This window comes from Bradyrhizobium valentinum (assembly GCF_001440405.1).
GTDB classification, from domain to species: Bacteria; Pseudomonadota; Alphaproteobacteria; order Rhizobiales; family Xanthobacteraceae; genus Bradyrhizobium; species Bradyrhizobium valentinum.
Genome location: NZ_LLXX01000060.1, coordinates 1 through 19,790, shown reverse-complemented (window position 1 = coordinate 19,790; position 19,790 = coordinate 1). Strand labels below are relative to the sequence as shown.

Here is a 19,790-nt window from a genome sequence, read left to right as displayed (position 1 = left end):
CCGGTCAGCGTTCGTCGATCTGGTAGGCGGATATCCTGTCGATCTCGAATGCGACGATCGCGGGCGACTCGCCGTCGACGAATCCCACGGCCTCGAGAGTCTTCGAGCCCATGGCGAGGTTTACGATCATATACATGGGCACGCCGAAGCCGACGGGGACCTTGATCTCGGAGACCGGCCGGCGGTCGATGAAATAGGTGATGCGATCCGGCTGCCACAGCACGCCGTAGTCGTGAAACGCGGTCGGGGCGTCCGGCACAATGAAGTCGAACCCGCAGCGTTCCACGCGCTGCGTCTCCGGTATCCGCCAATGCGTCGTCATCACGATGTCGCCCGGCCGTTGCCCGCGGCCCTCCATGATGTCGACTTCCGGCGGCCAGCCGCCGTCATCGGCGAGCATCCAGAACGCCGGCCACACGCCGACGCCGACCGGTATCTTGGCGCGGATTTCGAAATATCCATACTGCTGGGCAAACCGGCCCTGCGTCGTCAGGATGCCCGAAATATATTCATTGTTGAACAGCACGGCCTTCAGCGCCGGCGGGGTGCGGCTGGCTATGATCGAGAGTATGCCGTCCTTGACCTTGAACGGATCGAGGCCCAGCGGCGTTGTTTCCAGCCCGCCATAGCGCGGATCGACATAGATCTGCTGCTCGCCATTATAGGTGCTCTTGCGCCTGAAGTCGGAGCCTTCGCCGCCCCAATAGCGCGCCTCCGGCCAGGTGGGGCCGCCGGCGTAATACGACGCCCATCTTTGGTCCAGCAGGGGATGGGCGTCGAAATCATCGTGGAAGGTTCGGTGCAATGATACCGAAGCAAGCGACGCGGGGTCCGGCGCTTCGATGCGGCGGCATTGTTCGCCGAGCATGGCGGTCGCGACCTGCAGCGTGAGTTTGGTTGTAGCGGCGGCGAGATCGGCCTGCGCGAACGCCGGGCCGGCGGCGAACAGGCAGCCGATCGAGGCCAAGGCGCACAGCGTCAATCTCTCGGTTCCCGGTTCGCTTCGAGACGACAGGAGGTCACTCACTGATAATGCCCTCGATCTGACGACCCTTCAGAGCCCGACCGACATATTCACCTGTTCGAGGTACGTAGTTATACGAGGTAGATGCTTAACGGCAAGGTAGCCAAGTTTGAGGTTGATTAATGCTTGAGATGCCGATGGCGCCAAGTGCGGGGTTCGTTGTCCGGAATCACCGGCAGATAGTTCATTATCTTTTCAGTGCTTCAATTTTGAAGGGTAGCTACCTCAAATAGTACGGCGGACGGAAGTTCTTGGATGCTCGTCTATTTTGTCACAGACGAACCGACGAAGTTACCGGCGATTCGCGCCATGCTCGAACCGCAACATGCCGTGGTCCCCTGGGTGCTGGGCGGCGACGGCACCGGGATCAGGTCGCATGGCGTGCTGATGGTCGACATCGACCTGCGGCAGATGCCTCGCGTCGATCAGCTCAAGTTCATCTTGCACGAGCTTGCCGGCATTCCCGAGAAGCTGTTCGTCGTTCACAACCTTTCCCGTTCGATGGTTGCGCAGGCCCATGCGCTCGGCGCGACCTCGGTGATTTCGCGTCCCAAGGAGGCCATTCTCAAGGTTGCGCAGATCGAAGCGGCGGAAGCGGCCGCGGAAGACAACGCTGCAGATCCGGCAGTGGAGATGGACCAAGGTGCGGCGGCCTTCGCCTCGATGTTTTCGGATGTGCGCCGCGGCAGGCCACTGAAGCTTGTCGATGCGAAGCGCGCGACGTCGAAGATCATCACCCGCGTCGGGAAGGATGGGCTTTCGTCGTGGCTCGACGAGGTGCGTCGCTATCATGAGGGTACGTTTCAGCACTGCCTGCTTGTAACAGGTGTTGCGGTCGCCTTCGGCCTCGATGTCGGATTCTCCGACGGGGACGTCTCGCGGCTCGGAATGGCGGCGACCCTCCACGACATCGGCAAGGCGCGTATCCCGCTGTCGATCCTGGACAAGCCGGGACGCCTCGACGCCGAGGAGGAAGAGATCATCAGGCGTCATCCCGTGATCGGATATGATCTGCTCAAGGGCGTATCGGGCATCAGTCCGGAAATTCTGGACGGCGTGCGGCACCATCATGAATATCTTGACGGCTCCGGCTATCCGGACGGACTGGCGGCCTCGCAGATTTCCGATCTGGTCCGATTGCTGACGATCTCGGATATCTTCGCCGCGCTCGTCGAGTCCAGGCCCTACAGGCCGCCGATGTCCCGGCAGGACGCCTACCAGATCCTCTGCGGCATGGAGGGGAAGCTGGAGGGGGCGCTGGTCAGGGCGTTCCGCAAGGTCGCGCTGGGGGCGTGAACAAACGGCTGCCGATGAGTCACGCGGAGTGATCGCGATCCCGGGCGGGTTTCCCGACTGAGGCCGGCAATTTGTTGGAAATGGATGGTGCTGCATAGGATTGAACTGTCGACCTCTCCATTACCAATGGAGGTCACAATCCAAGCTAACGTGCTCTTTTTACTTCAGTTTTCGCGACAGGCGAACGCTGATCGCCGGTTTTTCCCATAAATTCTCATCAGGGCATCAAGACGCTCTGATTCGAAAACGAGGCATCGCTCCGATAGTACGAATGATACGTTTTATCGTCGTCTGCCGCGAAGAACGAGTACACTCCGTACTCATTCAGTTTCTTATAAAATATTCCAAATTGATCTTCAGGTGAAAAGGCGCGGTGCGGCTGCCACAACGGCGTGACCTGATACTCGTTATCTTCGTAAAAATCCTCTTGATCGTCGCGTCGCTTGTCAAAACAGGTCATCGCAATCTTCAGATCGTCCCGCAGTCGCCTATCCCTGTATGCTCGCATTCGCTTGCGGAATATTTCAAGTTCCTGATCTCCAAACAGCAAGGCACGCGAAGCGAATTGGTCATGGAATCGATCGAGAACAAGAAATTTCGAGATTTCTTTATATCGATCGACTGCCTCATCTAATCCCCAAATCGGTTTATCGTCATGTAGGACAAAATGCTTTGTGCCTACCAGATCAAAATCTTCCAAATTGGGGAACGTCTCCAGCAACAAATCGTACTCCGCCGTTCGTCGCTTACTATCAGACCTAGCGATTTCGGATTCCCAGTTGCACATCCAATAAAACGCCTTTTCAAACGCCTCCAAATGCCGCGCCGCTACTCATGGAGGTCGCCTTGATCTCATTGTCAGCGGCATCGATTTAGACGTCAACGGAGCAAGCGCTCGAGTTGCTGCTGCCAGACCCATCCTTTGCAGATCGGTTCGGAGATGCTTTGTGGAGAGGTTAGCTCCGGCTTGTTTGCGGATTGAGTGACCAATGGTCATTGAATTGGCGCTTCAGCTTAGCCGAAGAAGCATCCGTATTCGTCGTGTTCAACTACATCCAAAAATTCCTCGACTGATGTAACCTCTGGACGTGGCTGATAGCTGTGCCATTTGAGATCGGCGCGTTGCCATAAGATTTTCCAATTGAGTTTGCGCTTGTTGTAGGTCGCCTTGGCTACGGGCTGTTCAAGTGTCCTGTTTTTATCCCTCCAGTCGGGGCGAACCTCGAATATCTCGATGCTCTGTCCGTTGATACGGAATGCGAGGTCAAGCTGAGGACGAATATGCGGCGGTGGGCGCCGCTTTGATATGAACTCGGCGACCAACTTCTCACAGCGCCTAATCTCAAACTCAGAGAGTGTCATCGTTGATTTGATTGGAATGACCCGTCCTAGCGATCTTGCGGCTTCTTGCTGAATAGGCAAGGATCGAAGAGAGCCAACCTATGTTGTTGGCAAGGGTTTGATATCGAAGCAAAATGGTGCTGCCAGACAGGATTGAACTGTCGACCTCTCCATTACCAATGGAGTGCTCTACCACTGAGCTACGGCAGCATGCCCGGTATCGAGGGGAATCGGTCCAAATGGCCGCCCACTAGGCGGCCGGTTCTTGCCACAAGGGCCTCTCCGGCGCAAGCACGCGGGCGGGCCGGAAAGAGCCCAAAATCGTGAAAAACCGGCGCTGAGGATCGCGACATCGGGCAATTCGGCAAGTTTGGGCCTTGCTCTGGTTCCCGATCTCGTCCTGAGCGGCCGGACTGCGGGTCGCGCAAGCCTGTCGAATATTTGTGGCGTAAGCCGCCTGGTCTCCAGTTCGCTCCAATTCTCGTGATGCCCGGCCCAATCCCGGGCATGCTGCCCTTTCATGAGTCCACACCCTACCAGGTCTTGCGTTTTCGGATGACGTAAGGCCCATTCCTACTTTGCATGGGGTCGTTTTCGCAATTTTGAGTCCGGTGCAGCGATGCACCTACCACCGCCTTCCGAGGAATTCGAGGGCATCGATCAGCTCGATCCGGCCTCGGTGAAGGAGCTGTTCGGCCATCCGCCCGATGTGCCGGGCGCATGATTGCGGTATGGATGATCGAAATCCACAATCTTCCGGCGACGGCGTACCCTGACGCCGTTTCGATCAAGGCGTGTTCGACGGACTGGCGATGAAGGACAATCAAGATAAGGCTGCGGGAAAGACCGGCGCGGATGTGAAGGATTCACGACGCGACCGGCTGAAGCTGGCGCTACGCGAAAATCTCAAGCGGCGAAAGTCGCAGGCGCGCGGACGCAGCGATGTCGGTGCATCTTCCGAAAGTGCCGATGCCTCCCTAGATGACGCCAGCGGAGAAAAGTCTGGCCAGTAGCGCAGCGGGAAATCCCGAATCGCTCGCCGGGTGGCAAGGCGCGCTCTCTGCAGCGTTCTGTTTCTTTTTTAGGCGGCGACAAAATGAGTGCAGACACCACGGCCGGTCCGGCGACCGGCCCCAACGCCTACGCATTTCCCCGTCACGAGCAGACCTTTCCGACGCTGACGCATCACGAGATCGAGCGCATGCGCCGGTTCGGGGAGCTGCGAAGCTATAAAGACGGCGAAGCCCTGTTCGAGACCGGCAAGGTCGGCCCCGGCATGTTCGTGGTGTTGTCGGGCCATGTCGCGATCACCCAGCGCGACGGCCTCGGCCGCGTCACTCCCGTCATCGATCAGGGGCCGGGACAGTTTCTGGCCGAGATCGGCCAGCTCTCGGGCCGCGTTGCGCTGGTCGACGGCCACGCCGATGGCGGCGACGTCGAAGCGCTCTTGATTCCGCCGGATCAATTGCGCGCGCTTCTGGTCGCCGAGGCCGAGCTCGGCGAGCGCATCATGCGCGCACTGATCCTGCGCCGGGTCAGCCTGATCCAGGGCGGCGTCGGCGGTCCGGTGCTGATCGGCCCGGCCTCGCTCGGCGACATGGCGCGGCTGCAGAATTTTCTAGGGCGTAACGGCCAGCCGCATTATGTGCTCGATCCCGCCACCGACAAGGACGCCGCCGACCTCGTCGCGCGCTATGCCACTTCGCGCGCCGATCTGCCGCTGGTCGTGATTCCTGACGGGCGGGTGCTGCGCAACCCGTCGGAGCCGGCGATCGCCTACGCGATCGGCATGATCGGCGACAACAATCATGAAAAGCTCTACGACGTCGCGGTGGTCGGCGGCGGGCCGGCGGGCCTCGCCACCGCCGTCTATGCGGCTTCCGAAGGATTGTCGGTCGCCGTGTTCGACGCGCGCGCGTTCGGCGGCCAGGCCGGCGCCAGTGCCCGGATCGAAAATTATCTCGGCTTCCCGACCGGCATTTCGGGCCAGGCGCTTGCGGGGCGCGCCTTCAACCAGGCGCAAAAATTCGGCGCCGACATGATGATCCCGGTCTCGATCCGCTCGCTCGATTGCAGCCGCAACGACGGCCTCTTTGCGCTGGCGACGGACTGCGGACAGATGATGCGCGCCAAATCCGTTGTGGTGGCGAGCGGGGCGCGTTATCGCCGGCCTGGAATCGAGAATCTCGAAAAATTCGAGGGCCGCGGCGTCTGGTACTGGGCCTCGCCGATCGAGGCGAAGCTGTGCGCCGGTCAGGATGTCGTGCTGGTCGGCGGCGGCAATTCCGCCGGACAAGCCGCGGTGTTCCTGTCCGGCCATGCGCGCAAGGTCTACATGATCATCCGCGGCGGCGGGCTGGGCGCCAGCATGTCGCGCTATCTGATCGAGCGCATCGAGGCGACGCCCAACATCGAACTGATGTTCAACACCGAAGTGATCGGCCTTGAAGGCGACGACGACGCGTCGCTGGCGCGTGTGCGCTGGCGCAGCCGCCTGGCGCCGGAGGAATACACGCTCGATATCCGCAATCTGTTTCTTTTCGTCGGCGCCGATCCTGCCACCGGCTGGCTCGAAGGTTGCGGCGTCATGGTCGACCGCGGTGGATTCGTGGTGACGGGGGCGCAATGCAAACAGCAAGACGGGCCGTCGGCGTCGCCGCTGGAAACCTCGGTGCCCGGCGTGTTCGCGGTCGGCGACGTGCGCTCCGGCTCCGTCAAGCGCGTCGGCGGCGCGATCGGCGAGGGCGCACAGGTGGTGGCCGCGCTGCATGGCTTTCTGAGCGATAGCGCGAAGCCGGCGCCATAGGTTGATGATCGATGCAGCATACGCGATCTATCCCCCGTCATCTCGGGAATAAGCGCACTTGCGCTTATTCCGAAGGTGCGAGCGTAGCGAGCCTCGAAGGATGAATCGGCCAGCAACGGGGCCGTGCATCCTTCGAGACGCGTGCGATGCACGCTCCTCAGGATGACGGTGAGCTAGCGTCGTCTCTGCTGGCATTTGTGACAAGTGTGCAAATATCTCGTGCATCATACAACTTTCGTTGCTGTGTCTTCATTCACGCACATGCCTGCATTGCCGACGCCGCACGCGATGCGTGTGGAAATTTTTCGTGCTGCGTCGTAACCTCTGGAAAGTTTCCAACGAAGGGGGCGCATCATGATGCTGGGGATGAGTTTGTCGACGTTGACGGTGGTCCATGTGATCATCAGCCTGATTGCCATCGTCGCGGGCCTTGTCGTGATGTTCGGAATGCTCGGCTCGAAACTTCAGGCGGGGCTCACCGCGATCTTCCTGCTGTTCACCATCCTGACCAGCGCCACCGGTTTTGTGATTCCGCCTTTCTTGTTCGAAAAGACGTTGCCATCTCACATGATCGGCATTCTGTCGCTGGTGCTGCTGGCAATCGCCTGCATTGCGCTCTACGTCACGAAGCTGTCCGGCCCATGGCGCTGGATCTATGTGCTGACAGCGCTGATCTCGCTTTATCTCAACGTGTTCGTGCTGGTGATCCAGAGCTTCCTCAAGGTACCGGCGTTGACCGCACTGGCGCCGGGCAACCCGCCGTCGGGGCCCATCTTCGCGGTCGCCCAGGGCCTCGTCCTGGTGTTCTTTGTCGTCATGATCATCGGCGTGTGGCGGCGCTTCCGCCCCGCGTGAGAGCTTACTTGACCCAATCTCGTCATTCCGGGGCGCGCGCCAGCGCGAACCCGGAATCTCTTTTCACCACATCCAGATTCCGGGTCCACGCGAAGAGGCGTGTCCCGGAATGACGGCGTAGCAAGAGGAGAATTCCCATGCCCACCATCACCACCAAAGACGGCGTCGAGATCTTCTACAAGGACTGGGGCAAGGGCCAGCCCATCGTGTTCAGCCATGGCTGGCCGCTGTCATCAGACGACTGGGACACGCAGATGCTGTTCTTCCTGAACAACGGTTTCCGCGTGATCGCCCATGACCGGCGCGGCCATGGCCGCTCCAGCCAGGTGGCCGACGGCCACGACATGGATCACTATGCCGACGACCTCGCGGCGCTGACCGCCCATCTCGATCTGAAGGACGCCGTTCATATCGGTCATTCCACCGGCGGCGGCGAGGTGGTGCATTACATCGCCCGCCACGGCGAGAGCCGGGTGGCGAAGGCGGCGATCCTGAGCGCAGTGCCGCCGCTGATGGTGCAGACGCCGGCCAATCCGGGCGGCTTGCCCAAGGAAGTCTTCGACGGACTGCAGGCGCAGCTCGCCGCCAACCGCTCGGAATTCTATCGCGCGCTGCCGTCGGGTCCGTTCTATGGCTACAACCGGCCGGGCGCCAAGCCTTCGGAAGCCGTGATCCAGAACTGGTGGCGACAGGGCATGATGGGCGGGGCCAAGGCGCATTACGACGGCATCGTCGCGTTCTCGCAAACCGACTTCACCGAAGATCTCAAGAAGATCACCGTGCCGGTGCTGGTGATGCATGGCGACGACGACCAGATCGTTCCTTACGAAGATTCCGCGCCGCTGTCGGCGAAGCTTTTGAAGAACGGCACGCTGAAGACCTACAAGGGCTTTCCGCACGGCATGCCGACCACCGAAGCGGCCACGATCAACGCCGACCTGCTGGCGTTCATCAGGTCGTAGCGTCAGTATGGATGTCGTTCCGGGGCGATGCGCTAGCATCGAACTATGGGGCGCCCCTTGCGCCCCTGAGAACCTCGAGATTCCGGGTTCGCGCTTCGCGCGCCCCGGAATGACGGTTGCTGCGCCACCCCATCAAATCGCCGCAAATATCTTCTGCTGTGCACGCGTATCTCCTGCAATTTGTGCATAGTAGAAGGGTGTCGTCATGGACCGCATTCGTATCGTCGGCGGCAGCAAGCTCAACGGCACCATTGCCATTTCAGGCGCGAAAAATGCGGCTCTGCCGCTGATGATCGCTGCCCTGCTCACGGAGGAAACGCTCGTTCTCGACAACGTGCCGCGGCTTGCCGACGTCGCGCAGTTGCAGCGCATTCTAGGCAATCACGGCGTCGACATCATGTCCGCGGGCAAGCGGCCCGGCGACGGGCAATATCAGGGCCAGACCCTGCATATTTCCGCGGCCAACATCATCGATACCACGGCGCCGTATGAACTGGTGTCGCGGATGCGCGCCAGCTTCTGGGTGATCGCGCCGCTGCTGGCGCGGATGCACGAAGCAAAAGTCTCGCTGCCGGGCGGCTGCGCCATCGGCACGCGGCCGGTCGATCTCCTGATCATGGCGCTGGAGAAGCTCGGTGCGGAACTCACCATCGACGGCGGCTATGTGGTCGCGAGGGCGCCCGGCGGCCTGCGCGGCGCAGCGATTGACTTTCCCAAGGTGACGGTGAGCGGCACCCATGTCGCGCTGATGGCGGCAACCCTCGCCAAGGGCACGACCATCATCAGCAATGCCGCCTGCGAACCTGAAATCGCAGATGTCGCCGATTGCCTGAACAAGATGGGCGCACGCATCACCGGCGCGGGCACGCCTCGCATCACGGTGGAGGGCGTCGCGAAACTGCACGGCGCACACCATACCGTGCTGCCTGATAGGATCGAGGCCGGCACCTATGCGATGGCGGTCGCGATGACCGGCGGCGACGTGCAGCTTTCCGGCGCGCGCCCCGAGCTGCTGCAGTCGGCGCTCGACGTGCTGGTCCAGGCCGGCGCCGTCATCACCGTCAACAATGACGGCATCCGGGTCGCGCGCAATGGCGCCGGCATCCGCCCCGTGACGGTATCGACCGCGCCGTTCCCGGGTTTCCCGACCGACCTGCAGGCGCAATTGATGGCGCTGATGGCCTGCGCCGACGGCTCCTCGCAGATCACCGAGACCATTTTCGAAAACCGCTTCATGCATGTGCAGGAACTGGCGCGGTTCGGCGCGCGGATTTCGCTGGACGGCGAAACCGCGACCATCGAAGGCATCGCCAGGCTGCGCGGCGCGCCCGTGATGGCGACCGATTTGCGGGCGTCGGTCTCGCTCGTGATCGCAGGGCTTGCCGCCGAGGGCGAAACCATGGTCAACCGCATCTATCATCTGGACCGCGGTTTCGAGCGGCTGGAGGAAAAACTCTCGGCCTGCGGTGCATCGATTCAGCGCATCAGCGATTGAGTAGATCGCAGCGAAAGATCAGCGAAAGCTTCTTGGGATGCCAGCGGACCCGCTGAAAATGATTGCGCTCGATGCCGATGATCTCGCCGTCATGTCGGCCCATGTGCAGGACGCCCGCGTCCAGGCGTCCGACATCGTCTGGCGGCAGGACGAAAAGCGGCTGGTGGTCGGCATGAACAGGCTCGACTGGGAGCAGACGCTGTCAGGCGGAACCGAACCGCGCCGCCTCATCGCCGCGCTGCGCTTCGACAGGGTGCTGGCCTGTAAATCGCGCAACATCGATCTGGAACAGCTGGATGCCGTGCTGGAACTGGTCGGGATTGAATTCCATCCCGGCGAGGCGCCGGGCGGCAGCGCGCTTTTGCTGTTCAGCCAGGGCGGGGCGCTGCGGCTGGACGTCGAGTGCCTGGAATGTGAGCTGACCGACCTCGGCACCGACGATCTCGGGACCAGCGACCTCACCATCGCGCCGGCAGGGTGAGGAGGGGTGAGGGGGACGTCATTCCGGGATGGTGCGTCAGCACCAGACCCGGAATCTCGAGATTCCGGGTTCGATGCTGCGCATCGCCCCGGAATGACGGCGTATCCAGCCCTAGCCTGCCCGCCAAGGGTTGACGGCCCTTGGCCGCCGCGCCATTGAGCATGGGCCTTCGATCCTAGCCCAAGAAAGTCCCCATGCCCGTTCGCCTGGACAGAAGCAGCGCTGATTTCGACCAGCGATTCCAGCAATTCCTCGCCGCCAAGCGCGAGGTTTCGGCCGATGTCGAGCGCGCCACAAGGGCCATTGTCGACGACGTGGCCGCCCGCGGCGACGCCGCGCTGATCGAAGCGACGCAGAAATTTGACCGGCTCGAGGTCACGGCCGGCGGCTTGCGCGTGACCGCGGCCGAGATCGACGCCGCGGTAAAGGCCTGCGACGCCGGCACGGTCGACGCCCTGAAATTCGCCCGCGACCGGATCGAGGCGTTCCACCAGCGGCAATTGCCGAAGGACGAGCGCTTCACCGATGCGCTCGGCGTCGAGCTTGGCTGGCGCTGGAGCGCGGTCGATGCGGTCGGGCTGTACGTGCCCGGCGGCACCGCGGCCTATCCGTCGTCGGTGCTGATGAACGCGGTGCCGGCGAAGGTCGCGGGCGTGCCGCGGGTGGTGATGGTGGTGCCGTCGCCGGGCGGCAAGCTCAATCCGCTGGTGCTGGCAGCCGCCGATCTCGGCGGCGTCTCCGAGATCTACCGCGTCGGCGGCGCGCAGGCGGTGGCGGCGCTGGCCTACGGCACGGCGACGATCGCGCCGGTGGCCAAGATCGTCGGCCCCGGCAACGCCTATGTCGCCGCCGCCAAGCGGCAGGTGTTCGGCAAGGTCGGCATCGACATGATCGCCGGCCCCTCGGAAGTGCTCGTCATCGCCGACGAGACCGGTAACGCCGGCTGGATCGCCGCCGATCTTCTGGCGCAGGCCGAGCATGATGCGAGCGCGCAGTCGATCCTGATCACGGACAGCGCGGCGCTCGCCGCTGAGGTCGAACGCGCGGTGGAAGCCCAGCTTGCCACGTTGCCGCGTGCCGAGATCGCACGGGCCTCGTGGAACGATTTCGGCGCCATCATCATGGTCGAAAAACTCGACGAGGCGGTGGAGCTGGCGAATGCGATCGCCGCCGAGCACTTGGAAATCATGACCGAGGACGCGGAAGCGCTGTCCGCAAAGGTCCGCAACGCCGGCGCGATCTTCCTCGGCGCCCATACGCCGGAGGCGATCGGCGACTACGTCGGCGGCTCCAACCACGTGCTGCCGACGGCGCGTTCGGCGCGGTTTTCGTCCGGACTTGGCGTGCTAGACTTCATGAAGCGCACTTCGATTCTCAAATGCGGGCCGGACCAGTTGCGCGCGCTGGGGCCTGCCGCGATGACCTTGGGCAAAGCCGAGGGTTTAGACGCCCATTCACGCTCCGTCGGATTACGCCTCAATTTGTCATGAACAAGCCGCCGCCAGACGATGACCAGCACAACCGCATCGTCGCGGTGACGCTCGACGAGGAATCGATCGGGCGTTCCGGCCCCGATATCGAGCATGAGCGCGCGATCGCGATCTACGATTTGATCGAGCAGAACCTGTTCGCGCCGGAAGGCACAGTGCAGGGGCCGTATACGTTGCACATCGCCATTACCGGCAACCGGCTGATGTTCGACATCCGCCGCGAGGACGGCGCGCCTGTCGTGGCGCACTTGCTGTCGCTGACGCCGTTCCGGCGGATCGTGAAGGACTATTTCATGATCTGCGACAGCTACTATCAAGCGATCCGCACCGCCACGCCCGACAAGATCGAGGCGATCGACATGGGCCGCCGCGGCATCCATGACGAGGGCTCGCGCACGCTGCAGGAGCGGCTGAAGGGCAAGGTGCGGATCGATTTCGAAACCGCGCGGCGGCTGTTCACGCTGATCTGCGTCCTGCACTGGAAGGGACAGGACGCATGACGCCGAAACGTCAGAGAGAAGCCTGACCGCATGGAGGCGCCGCCCCGCGCGCGCAATCCGCAGGCCGTGCTGTTCGCATGCGGCCTGAACAGCGTCCGTTCGCCGATGGCGGCGAGCCTGCTGCAGCAGATGTTCCCGCAGGCGCTCTATGTGAAATCCGCCGGCGTCAAGAAGGGCGAGCTCGATCCGTTCGCGGTCGCCGTGATGGCGGAACTCGGCCAGGATATTTCCGGCCACAAGCCCATGACATTCGAGGAATTGGACGACTGGGAAGGACTCAATTTCGATCTCATCATCACGCTGTCACCCGAGGCGCACCACAAGGCGCTGGAGCTGACGCGGACGCTTGCCGCCGATGTCGAGTATTGGCCGACATCAGATCCGACCGGCATGGAAGGCAACCGCGAGCAGAAGCTGCAAGCCTATCGCGAAGTCTGCGACGGGCTGTCGATGCGCATCCGCCGCCGATTTGCCAAGGCCGGCGCGGCGAGCGGGTAGCAACTGTCGCGGTCGTCCCTGCGAACGCAGGGACCCATACGCCGTGACCGTGCGAATTTAAGAAAGTGCCAGTCGCCGACTGTCGTTTCAATGACATCGGCCTGTGGTTATGGGTCCCTGCGTTCGCAGGGACGACGAAAGAATCGAAGTTCCATCAATCACTTGTTCCACTGTTGTGGAATGGAGTGCCTTCCGATAGGTTCCGCGCGCGCCTCCTTCCGAATCCTTTTTCCACGACAAATCCAGCATGCTTGGCCGTCCCAAACTCGTTCTTGCTTCCGGTTCGCCGCGGCGGCTCAGCCTGCTCAACCAGGCCGGCATCGAGCCTGACGCGCTGCGCCCCGCAGATGTCGACGAGACCCCGAGGCGGGGTGAGCTGCCGCGCGCTTGCGCCAATCGGCTGGCGCGGGCCAAGGCCGATGCGGCGCTGAAATCCGTGAAGCTCGACGACGAACTGCGCGGCGCCTTCATCCTCGCCGCCGATACGGTGGTCGCGGTCGGCCGCCGCATCCTGCCCAAGGCCAACCTGGTCGATGAAGCCGCGCAGTGCCTGCGGCTGCTCTCGGGGCGCAATCACCGCGTCTACACCGCGATCTGCCTGGTAACGCCGAAGGAGGCCTTTCGCCAGCGCCTGATCGAAACCCGCGTCCGTTTCAAGCGGCTCAGCGAGGACGACATCCAGGCCTATATCGGCTCCGGCGAATGGCGCGGCAAAGCCGGCGGCTACGCCGTGCAAGGCATCGCCGGATCGTTCGTGGTCAAGATGGTCGGCTCCTACTCTAACGTGGTCGGCCTGCCGCTCTACGAATCGGTCACGCTGATGGGCGGCGAGGGCTTTCCGATCCGCTTCGGCTGGCTCAATGCCAGTTGACGGCCCCAAAGACGCCGGTGGGCCCGAGGATGCCGGCGGGCCCAAGGATGCCGGCGGAAAGCCGCCGCCGAAACCCTGCCCGGTCTGCGGCAAGCCGGCGAATCCCGCCACGCTGCCGTTCTGTTCGCCGCGCTGCCGGGACGTCGATCTGAACCGCTGGCTGTCCGGCAAATACGTCATCCCCGGCCGTGACACCGACCCCGAGGACGCCGAATAGGCGAGATTTCCCAACAATTTGGGGATAGCGCCGGAGTCGGGCCGCGCCCAGCGAAGCCATCCGTCGTCGCCCTTCGGGCTATGCCGGACAAGAAGGCGAAGCTGGGTGGACAGGTGCGTCCGACCTCTCTATAAACCGCCCGCTCGCCCGGCCTTTGGGCCTTCGAGTATGCCCAGGTAGCTCAGTTGGTAGAGCATGCGACTGAAAATCGCAGTGTCGGTGGTTCGATCCCGCCCCTGGGCACCATGTCTCTCCTAAGCCGTTGCCCACGCTCAAGAGTCGCATCCCACTAGTTTCGGTGGGACACTTCTTCTGCTCTTGATCCAAACGCGACATGCGCCGCCACATCTAAAACGCTCTCGTCAAAGGTTCACTGCGGAGGGACGAGAATTGGGAGGATGCTTGCGATCTTCCAACCTTGTCCCGTCCTCACCAGGGTCTGATTCATGAGGAATCTCGATGGCTGCGCGGTTTGCCCTGACGGTGCAATCATGAACTTAACCGGGACGAAGAGTTGGGCGGTGTCGCTGCCGAGATCGATCACCTTGAACTCAGCCATTACGGGGTCGAGACGCCAAGTGCTTTGATAGAGCGCCTGGAACCGGTGCAGCGCCGCCTCATGCCCCCAGACGGGGATGCCGCGCGTAACCCAGAGGAAGTCTTTTGAATCCGACAACGTTTCTCCAACGGCCTTCAGATCATGCGCGTTCTGGGCGGCGACGAAACGTTCAAAAAGCGACCTGACTTCCTCTGCTGAGCCAGCGCGAGCCGCCGGGCTCAGGTGCTGGGGACCGAGCAGGACTAAAACAGCGAGAACGAAAACGAGGATCGTTCGTTTGAACATGGGGTTCTCCTTTCTTAAAGCCGCGATGCTGCGCGAAGAACCCGAAGATGCAGGACAGAAAGTGAACCTGAATATCCGCTTTCGGCCCGCCCTATCCGCGAGCGGCCCGATTATCTGACCCGAAGGCGCGGGCTGCAGAAGTTCGAGGCTGCAAATAAGCCGAAAGGTAGTTACAGTGGTCGGCGTGAGGTGGCAGATTTTGGCCCGAGGCAGTGCTGATGCGCTGCGCTAGCTGGACTAGGGCCGATGGTGCTAGCGACCCAGTTCGATCGTACCGCGCTCGCGCGCAGCAGCCCGGCATCCAGGGATGTCAGGAAAGCGATTGGCTATCTGCGGGCGCGCATGAGCCGGAAAATCACGATGGCCGAGGTCGCCACCGCATCCGGGGTTGCGGCCCGAACACTGCGCAAGCACTTTCGTGAATTTGTGGGCCTTTCACCGCTCGACTACCTGCGCCGGCTCAGGTTGGCAGCGGTTCGGGATGAGCTAATCGAGGGCGCAGAAGGTGTGTCGATCACAGAGATCGCCACGCGGTACGGCTTCAGCCATTTTGGGAGGTTCTCGCTCCAATACCGGAGATGCTTCGGAGAAACACCCTCTGGCACACTTCGGCGAAGCCGTGCTGCAGCCCCCGACAAGCTGCCCAGTGCTATCCGCTGCGCACGTGGCATAGGTCGTGCGCACGAAAAACCCTCAGTCGCCGTGCTGCCGCTGCAGGCGTGCACAACTGAGCTGAACCTCTGCGATTTCGTCGAAGGTGCACCGGAGGGAATTGGTGCCGCGTTGTGTCGCATCGGCTCCATTTCGGTCATCGAGCCGACACGGTCACGAACTTCGGGCTTCGACCGACGCCCCGACCGGGAGCTTGGGGCGCGCTACCTCCTGACGGGCAGGATCACACAGGCCAGCCAACGTATCCGCGTCATCATGCGTCTGATCGACAACGTCACGAGGCAAAACCTGTGGGGCGACAGCTATGACGGCGAGCCAGCCGACCTGTTCGGGTTGCAGGATCGTATCACAGACGGGGTTATGCGCGGCATCTTGCCCAGCATCCGCAGGGCTGAAATCGATCGTGCGCAGCGCAAGCGACCGGAAGAACTGGATGCCTACGGCCTCACGATGCGAGCGTTTCCCTTGGCGTTGGCTGCGAATCCCGACGGCGCACGGCGCGCACTCGAGCTACTCAACCGTGCAATGGAGATTGATCCCGATTATGCGCTGGCGGCCGCGCTGGCCGCTTGGTGCCACGGTCAATTGGTGATGCACAATGGCACACAACGACCTGCGGACGAAAGAGCACGAGCGCTGCTCCTTGCCGAGCGCGCGGGCATTCTCGACAGCGACGATCCGCTAGTGCTCACGGCGCGATGTGCGGTGCACACCATGGCGAGACAACTCGATATTGCTGACGCCCTTCTCGCTCGGGTTCTCGCGCGCGACCCAACCTCGGCATGGGTCTGGGAGCGAAGCGGTTGGTTGAAGACATTCGCGGGCGAACCGGAGACTGCGATTCAACACTTCCGCCGTGCGATCAGTCTCGATCCATCCGGTGCGTCGACCGCCAACCGCTTTGTCGGGATCGGCTCCGCTCACTTCCATGCCGGTCGCTACGATCAAGGCGCCCTCTGGATGCGCCAAGCACTCCTGGAGCAACCGGCCACCGTCTGGGTCAATCGAACTCTGGCGGTGTCTTACTCACGTCTCGGCCAGCGAGTGGCTGCGCTCGATTCGTTGGATGCGTTCCGCCGCTACTGTCCGGACGTCACGATCGGCGAAGTTGTAGCTTCCATTCCCTTCACAAATGACTTTCTCGACCGTATCGCAGAGGGGTTAAGTGATCTCGGCTTGCCTCCCTGATCAAGGGAACAACCATGCGCCGCGTTTCCACAGCGCGCATCGATACAATGTCTGCTTGTGGCCACTCAGAATTACGGTGACGGTGCTCACCGCAATCCCTCATTCATCGCACCAGACCCAGCGGCAGCTTCGTAGTGCGGCGTCGCCGATCGACAATATTTGACATGGAGCAATGGATCGGATCGCGGAACTCAGTACAGCATCTGCGCGTTTGCGCTCGTGGTGATGCGCGGGCCACCACTGCACGGTGCGGACCGACCATGGCGTTTGCATCAATCGCCGGATCGTCCGACCGGCGTGGCCGCTGCGGGCAATCGCAGCAAATGTCCAAGGGTAATGCTCTTGATCAGATCGCGGTCTTTCTGCGCGTCTCGTGCAATTCTGGCGTTCCTGCTCGTCTTCCTGCCCGGTTTGGCGTCAGCGGTCATGACCGGCCCTGATGCGGATTCCCGGGTTGAAGATATCATGGCTGCCAACATCGCCCCCGCAGCAACGGCCGGTCACGCGGGCGGGCTTGCATCCGTTGTCTACGTCGCCGGCCACACGCGGTTCTTCAGCTACGGCCTTGCCGATCAAGCGGAGAAGCGTCCAATCACGCCGGACTCGCTGTTCAATATCGCATCGCTTCGCAAGGTGTTTGAGGCTGCGCTGGTCGCGCTCGGAACGCTTCGCGGCGAATTGCGGCTGGACGATCCGGTCAGCAAATATGTCGGCGAACTGCGGGGCGACTATATTCGCAGGGTCACGATCGGCGAACTCGCCGCCCATACTTCCGGCCTGTTGTTGCCGACGGATCACCCGCCCTGGCCCAATGCGTCGTATTCGCTCGTCGAATTCATCGACATGCTCAACGTTTGGACGCCACACGCGGGCGAAGAGGCGGGCAAGCAACGCATTTATTCGCATGCCGGTTACGTGCTGCTGCAGCTCGCGCTCGAACGTCGGTACGGGCTTCCTATCGACCAACTCATCCAGAGCCGTATCCTGCGGCCCCTCAATATGAACTCGACGCTGCTCCCCGAACGGAGGCCGGACCGCCGCGCCATCATGAGTCCGGCGCTGATGCAACGCGTCGTCCAGGGTTATTCCGATAACGGCATGCCAATCGGTCCGCGGGGCAACCAGCAGGGCTATTTTGAATTCCCCGGGACCGGGCAGATGTTCACCTCGGCGCGGGATCTCGCGATCTTCCTCGCGGCCTGCCTCGGCGATGGCGCGGCCGATCCGCAGCTACGTGAGGCTTTACAGATGACGCAGCGTGAAATGTTCCGTGTCAGCGAGCAGTTTGGACAGGCGATGGCGTGGGAAACCATCGATGTGGACGGAGTAAGCATCGTCGACAAGCCGGGCGGCCTCAACAATGCGACGGCCTATATGGGGCTCGTACCCGGGCGCAAGGTTGGCGTCGTTCTGCTCGCCAACCGCGGCGAGTTTCCGCACGAAATCGCCCGCTACCGTGTGCTTCCAGCATTGTCGCGATTGTAGATGCGAGCCACGGTGGAGAGCTCCGGTGACGGGTTGCAGGCTGGAACCGAACACAATTTCTGCGTCGGCAACCGGACATTGCATCACAATGACTCGATCGCATAAACAAATCACAATAACGCCCGGTCGATGGCCTACAGCGGCGAAGCTAGCTTGGCGCGATCCAGCGATCCCTTGTTCTCGGCCGAAATACCGCGAGAAGGACAACGCGCCGATTCCGCGATAGCGGAGCGACGCGGGCGCCTAATTCATGCCGGCGCGAGCCGGGTGCAACATCTGCCACATATGCAGGCCGGCGTCGCTGGCCGCCCGACCTGCTGCGCAAAGAGCAGGAGGCTCTCATGTCCACAGCGTTCCGCGTGGTTCTCGAAGGCACTCAGGAAGTTCCTCCGAACAGCTCGACTGCAAGCGGTCTCGGCACCGTCATCTTTGACAGTACGGAAATTGCCGCGAGCTATACGTTTCGCATCGAGGGCGTCGATTACGGCCCGATTACGGGTGGTTCGGCCCAGACGCCGTCGACCTCAGATGACGTCATCTCCACGCATTTTCACAACCAAGTGCGCGGAGTAAACGGGCCCGTTGTCTTCGGGCAGATCAACCCGGCTCAGGACGACGATGATCTCAGCATTGCCCTGAATACGGATGGCTCCTGGACGGTAAGTGGTCGATGGGAGACGACGGACCCCGCCAGCGTTCCAATCACTGACTTCGCCGACGAATTCGGCTCAGCTCCGGTGGGATCGGAGATCCCGATCTATTTCAACGTCCATACGAACCAAAATCAAGGGGGCGAGATCCGGGGTCAGTTGATCGCAATCGCAGATGACAACGACAACGTCGTCGTCGGAACGCCGGGTGACGATTTCCTTCCGGGGCTCGGCGGCAATGACATCATCCGTGGCCTTGCCGGGAACGACAGACTTGAAGGCGGCGATGGCGACGACATTATCAGGGGCGGCCAGGGAAACGACAATATCAATACAGGCGCCGGCAATGACCTGGTTTTCGGCGGTCAAGGCAACGACACCGTTGTCGGAATGGCCGGAATGGATACCGTCTTCGGTGGTGCCGGCGATGACTTCATCGCCTGGAACGATCCCACGGGCGATATCGTGTTCGGGGACGCCGGGAATGACACGCTGCGAGGCGGCGACGTTGCCGCCGACACGATCTTTGGTGGTAATGGTGACGACCTCATCCGGGCGGTCGCCAACCAGCAGCTGGCGGATCACGCGCCCGACCGTCTGTTCGGAGACCGCGGCAATGACACCATCTTCGGCGGCAATGCTGGTGATACGATCGAAGGCGGCGCCGACGACGACAACCTAGCGGGTTTCGGTGGAGCTGATCAGTTTATCTTTCGTGAGACTGAGCCAGGCAGTGATACCATTACCGACTTCGACGTAACGCAGGACGTCGCGGTGTTGGAAGGCTTCGGAGCCGACTTCGACCCGCTGGACAATCTGAGCGCGTCAGCTTCGGGCACCACCCTTGATCTCGGCGAGGGCAATCAGGTGCTGTTCTTGGGTCTTCTTCCGACCGAGTTGAACGCCGCGAATTTCCTCGTGACCGCTTGAGGTGGCGGTGGCGGGCCGGATCTGCGGCCCGCCCCAGCTCCCTCTTGGCGATTGCTGGTTTCGTCTCGCGCAATTCCCGATTTGGGCATCGAACTGGCGGGACACAGGCCGGAAAATTCGCAGCAAGCATAGATCCTATGGGGTGGCAGGTGGTCAGGGGTAAGCTGAGTTTGCGAACACCCAGC

General features: G+C 61.9%; 19 protein-coding genes and 2 tRNA genes. 16 read left to right on the top strand and 5 right to left on the bottom strand.

The window, feature by feature from the left end; genetic code table 11:
- Positions 1–4 precede the first annotated feature (4 nt).
- Entirely contained in the window at positions 5–1,027 is a 1,023-nt protein-coding gene (locus CP49_RS10130; protein ID WP_420807599.1) for a glycoside hydrolase family 16 protein, read from the bottom strand.
- A 252-nt stretch (positions 1,028–1,279) separates the two neighbouring features.
- On the opposite strand from CP49_RS10130, the gene CP49_RS10125 reads away from it, so the two are divergent.
- Entirely contained in the window at positions 1,280–2,320 is a 1,041-nt protein-coding gene (locus tag CP49_RS10125) for an HD-GYP domain-containing protein (protein WP_057850123.1), read from the top strand.
- A gap of 217 nt (positions 2,321–2,537) precedes the next feature.
- Here CP49_RS10125 and CP49_RS10120 read toward each other — a convergent pair whose 3' ends face one another.
- The 3 genes from CP49_RS10120 to CP49_RS10110 form a co-directional block, all read right to left on the bottom strand.
- A complete protein-coding gene (locus tag CP49_RS10120; RefSeq protein WP_156438238.1) occupies positions 2,538–3,041 on the bottom strand; it encodes a hypothetical protein in 504 nt (167 codons plus the stop codon).
- A gap of 293 nt (positions 3,042–3,334) precedes the next feature.
- Positions 3,335–3,682: a DUF3024 domain-containing protein gene (locus CP49_RS10115; protein WP_057850121.1), complete on the bottom strand. Its 348-nt coding sequence runs from the start codon at positions 3,680–3,682 to the stop codon at positions 3,335–3,337.
- A gap of 114 nt (positions 3,683–3,796) precedes the next feature.
- Positions 3,797–3,871 (bottom strand) — tRNA-Thr (locus CP49_RS10110).
- Between the two features lie 584 nt (positions 3,872–4,455).
- Here CP49_RS10110 and CP49_RS10105 point away from each other — a divergent pair.
- The 12 genes from CP49_RS10105 to CP49_RS10050 all read left to right on the top strand — a co-directional run bounded on the left by CP49_RS10105 (position 4,456) and on the right by CP49_RS10050 (position 14,082).
- The gene (locus CP49_RS10105) at positions 4,456–4,674 is read left to right on the top strand and encodes a hypothetical protein (protein WP_057850120.1); all 219 of its coding nucleotides are present in this window, start codon (positions 4,456–4,458) and stop codon (positions 4,672–4,674) included.
- 83 nt (positions 4,675–4,757) lie between these two features.
- Positions 4,758–6,467 carry an FAD-dependent oxidoreductase gene (locus CP49_RS10100; RefSeq protein WP_057850119.1) on the top strand — a complete coding sequence of 570 codons (1,710 nt, stop codon included), beginning with the start codon at positions 4,758–4,760 and terminating at the stop codon, positions 6,465–6,467.
- 354 nt (positions 6,468–6,821) lie between these two features.
- Positions 6,822–7,322 (top strand): hypothetical protein, encoded by a 501-nt coding sequence (locus tag CP49_RS10095; protein ID WP_057850118.1) that lies wholly within the window; start codon positions 6,822–6,824, stop codon positions 7,320–7,322.
- Between the two features lie 137 nt (positions 7,323–7,459).
- A complete protein-coding gene (locus tag CP49_RS10090; RefSeq protein ID WP_057850117.1) occupies positions 7,460–8,284 on the top strand; it encodes an alpha/beta fold hydrolase in 825 nt (274 codons plus the stop codon).
- A 205-nt stretch (positions 8,285–8,489) separates the two neighbouring features.
- On the top strand, positions 8,490–9,779 hold the full coding sequence (gene murA / locus CP49_RS10085) for a UDP-N-acetylglucosamine 1-carboxyvinyltransferase (protein ID WP_057850116.1): 1,290 nt from the start codon (positions 8,490–8,492) through the stop codon (positions 9,777–9,779).
- A 58-nt stretch (positions 9,780–9,837) separates the two neighbouring features.
- A complete protein-coding gene (locus tag CP49_RS10080) occupies positions 9,838–10,260 on the top strand; it encodes a DUF2948 family protein (RefSeq protein WP_245310635.1) in 423 nt (140 codons plus the stop codon).
- A 194-nt stretch (positions 10,261–10,454) separates the two neighbouring features.
- Positions 10,455–11,750: a histidinol dehydrogenase gene (gene hisD, locus CP49_RS10075; protein WP_057850114.1), complete on the top strand. Its 1,296-nt coding sequence runs from the start codon at positions 10,455–10,457 to the stop codon at positions 11,748–11,750.
- A complete protein-coding gene (locus tag CP49_RS10070) occupies positions 11,747–12,250 on the top strand; it encodes a UPF0262 family protein (protein ID WP_057850113.1) in 504 nt (167 codons plus the stop codon). Before hisD ends, CP49_RS10070 begins: the two co-directional genes overlap by 4 nt.
- A gap of 30 nt (positions 12,251–12,280) precedes the next feature.
- Positions 12,281–12,748 (top strand): arsenate-mycothiol transferase ArsC, encoded by a 468-nt coding sequence (locus tag CP49_RS10065; RefSeq protein WP_057850112.1) that lies wholly within the window; start codon positions 12,281–12,283, stop codon positions 12,746–12,748.
- A gap of 247 nt (positions 12,749–12,995) precedes the next feature.
- The gene (locus CP49_RS10060) at positions 12,996–13,619 is read left to right on the top strand and encodes a Maf-like protein (protein ID WP_057850111.1); all 624 of its coding nucleotides are present in this window, start codon (positions 12,996–12,998) and stop codon (positions 13,617–13,619) included.
- Complete coding sequence (gene yacG / locus CP49_RS10055; RefSeq protein WP_057850110.1) at positions 13,609–13,836, top strand: DNA gyrase inhibitor YacG; 228 nt, start codon at positions 13,609–13,611, stop codon at positions 13,834–13,836. Before CP49_RS10060 ends, yacG begins: the two co-directional genes overlap by 11 nt.
- A gap of 170 nt (positions 13,837–14,006) precedes the next feature.
- Positions 14,007–14,082, top strand: a tRNA-Phe gene (locus tag CP49_RS10050).
- 124 nt (positions 14,083–14,206) lie between these two features.
- Here the strand turns inward: CP49_RS10050 and CP49_RS10045 are convergent.
- Positions 14,207–14,680 (bottom strand): nuclear transport factor 2 family protein, encoded by a 474-nt coding sequence (locus tag CP49_RS10045; RefSeq protein ID WP_057850109.1) that lies wholly within the window; start codon positions 14,678–14,680, stop codon positions 14,207–14,209.
- Positions 14,681–14,926: 246 nt separating this feature from the next.
- Between CP49_RS10045 and CP49_RS10040 the strand changes: the two genes are divergently transcribed.
- The 3 genes from CP49_RS10040 (at position 14,927) to CP49_RS10030 (ending at position 19,605) form a co-directional block, all read left to right on the top strand.
- Positions 14,927–16,540 carry a helix-turn-helix domain-containing protein gene (locus CP49_RS10040; protein WP_057901972.1) on the top strand — a complete coding sequence of 538 codons (1,614 nt, stop codon included), beginning with the start codon at positions 14,927–14,929 and terminating at the stop codon, positions 16,538–16,540.
- Positions 16,541–17,005: 465 nt separating this feature from the next.
- A complete protein-coding gene (locus CP49_RS10035) occupies positions 17,006–18,025 on the top strand; it encodes a serine hydrolase (protein WP_338060340.1) in 1,020 nt (339 codons plus the stop codon).
- Positions 18,026–18,366: 341 nt separating this feature from the next.
- A complete protein-coding gene (locus CP49_RS10030; protein WP_057850107.1) occupies positions 18,367–19,605 on the top strand; it encodes a CHRD domain-containing protein in 1,239 nt (412 codons plus the stop codon).
- Positions 19,606–19,790 lie beyond the last annotated feature (185 nt).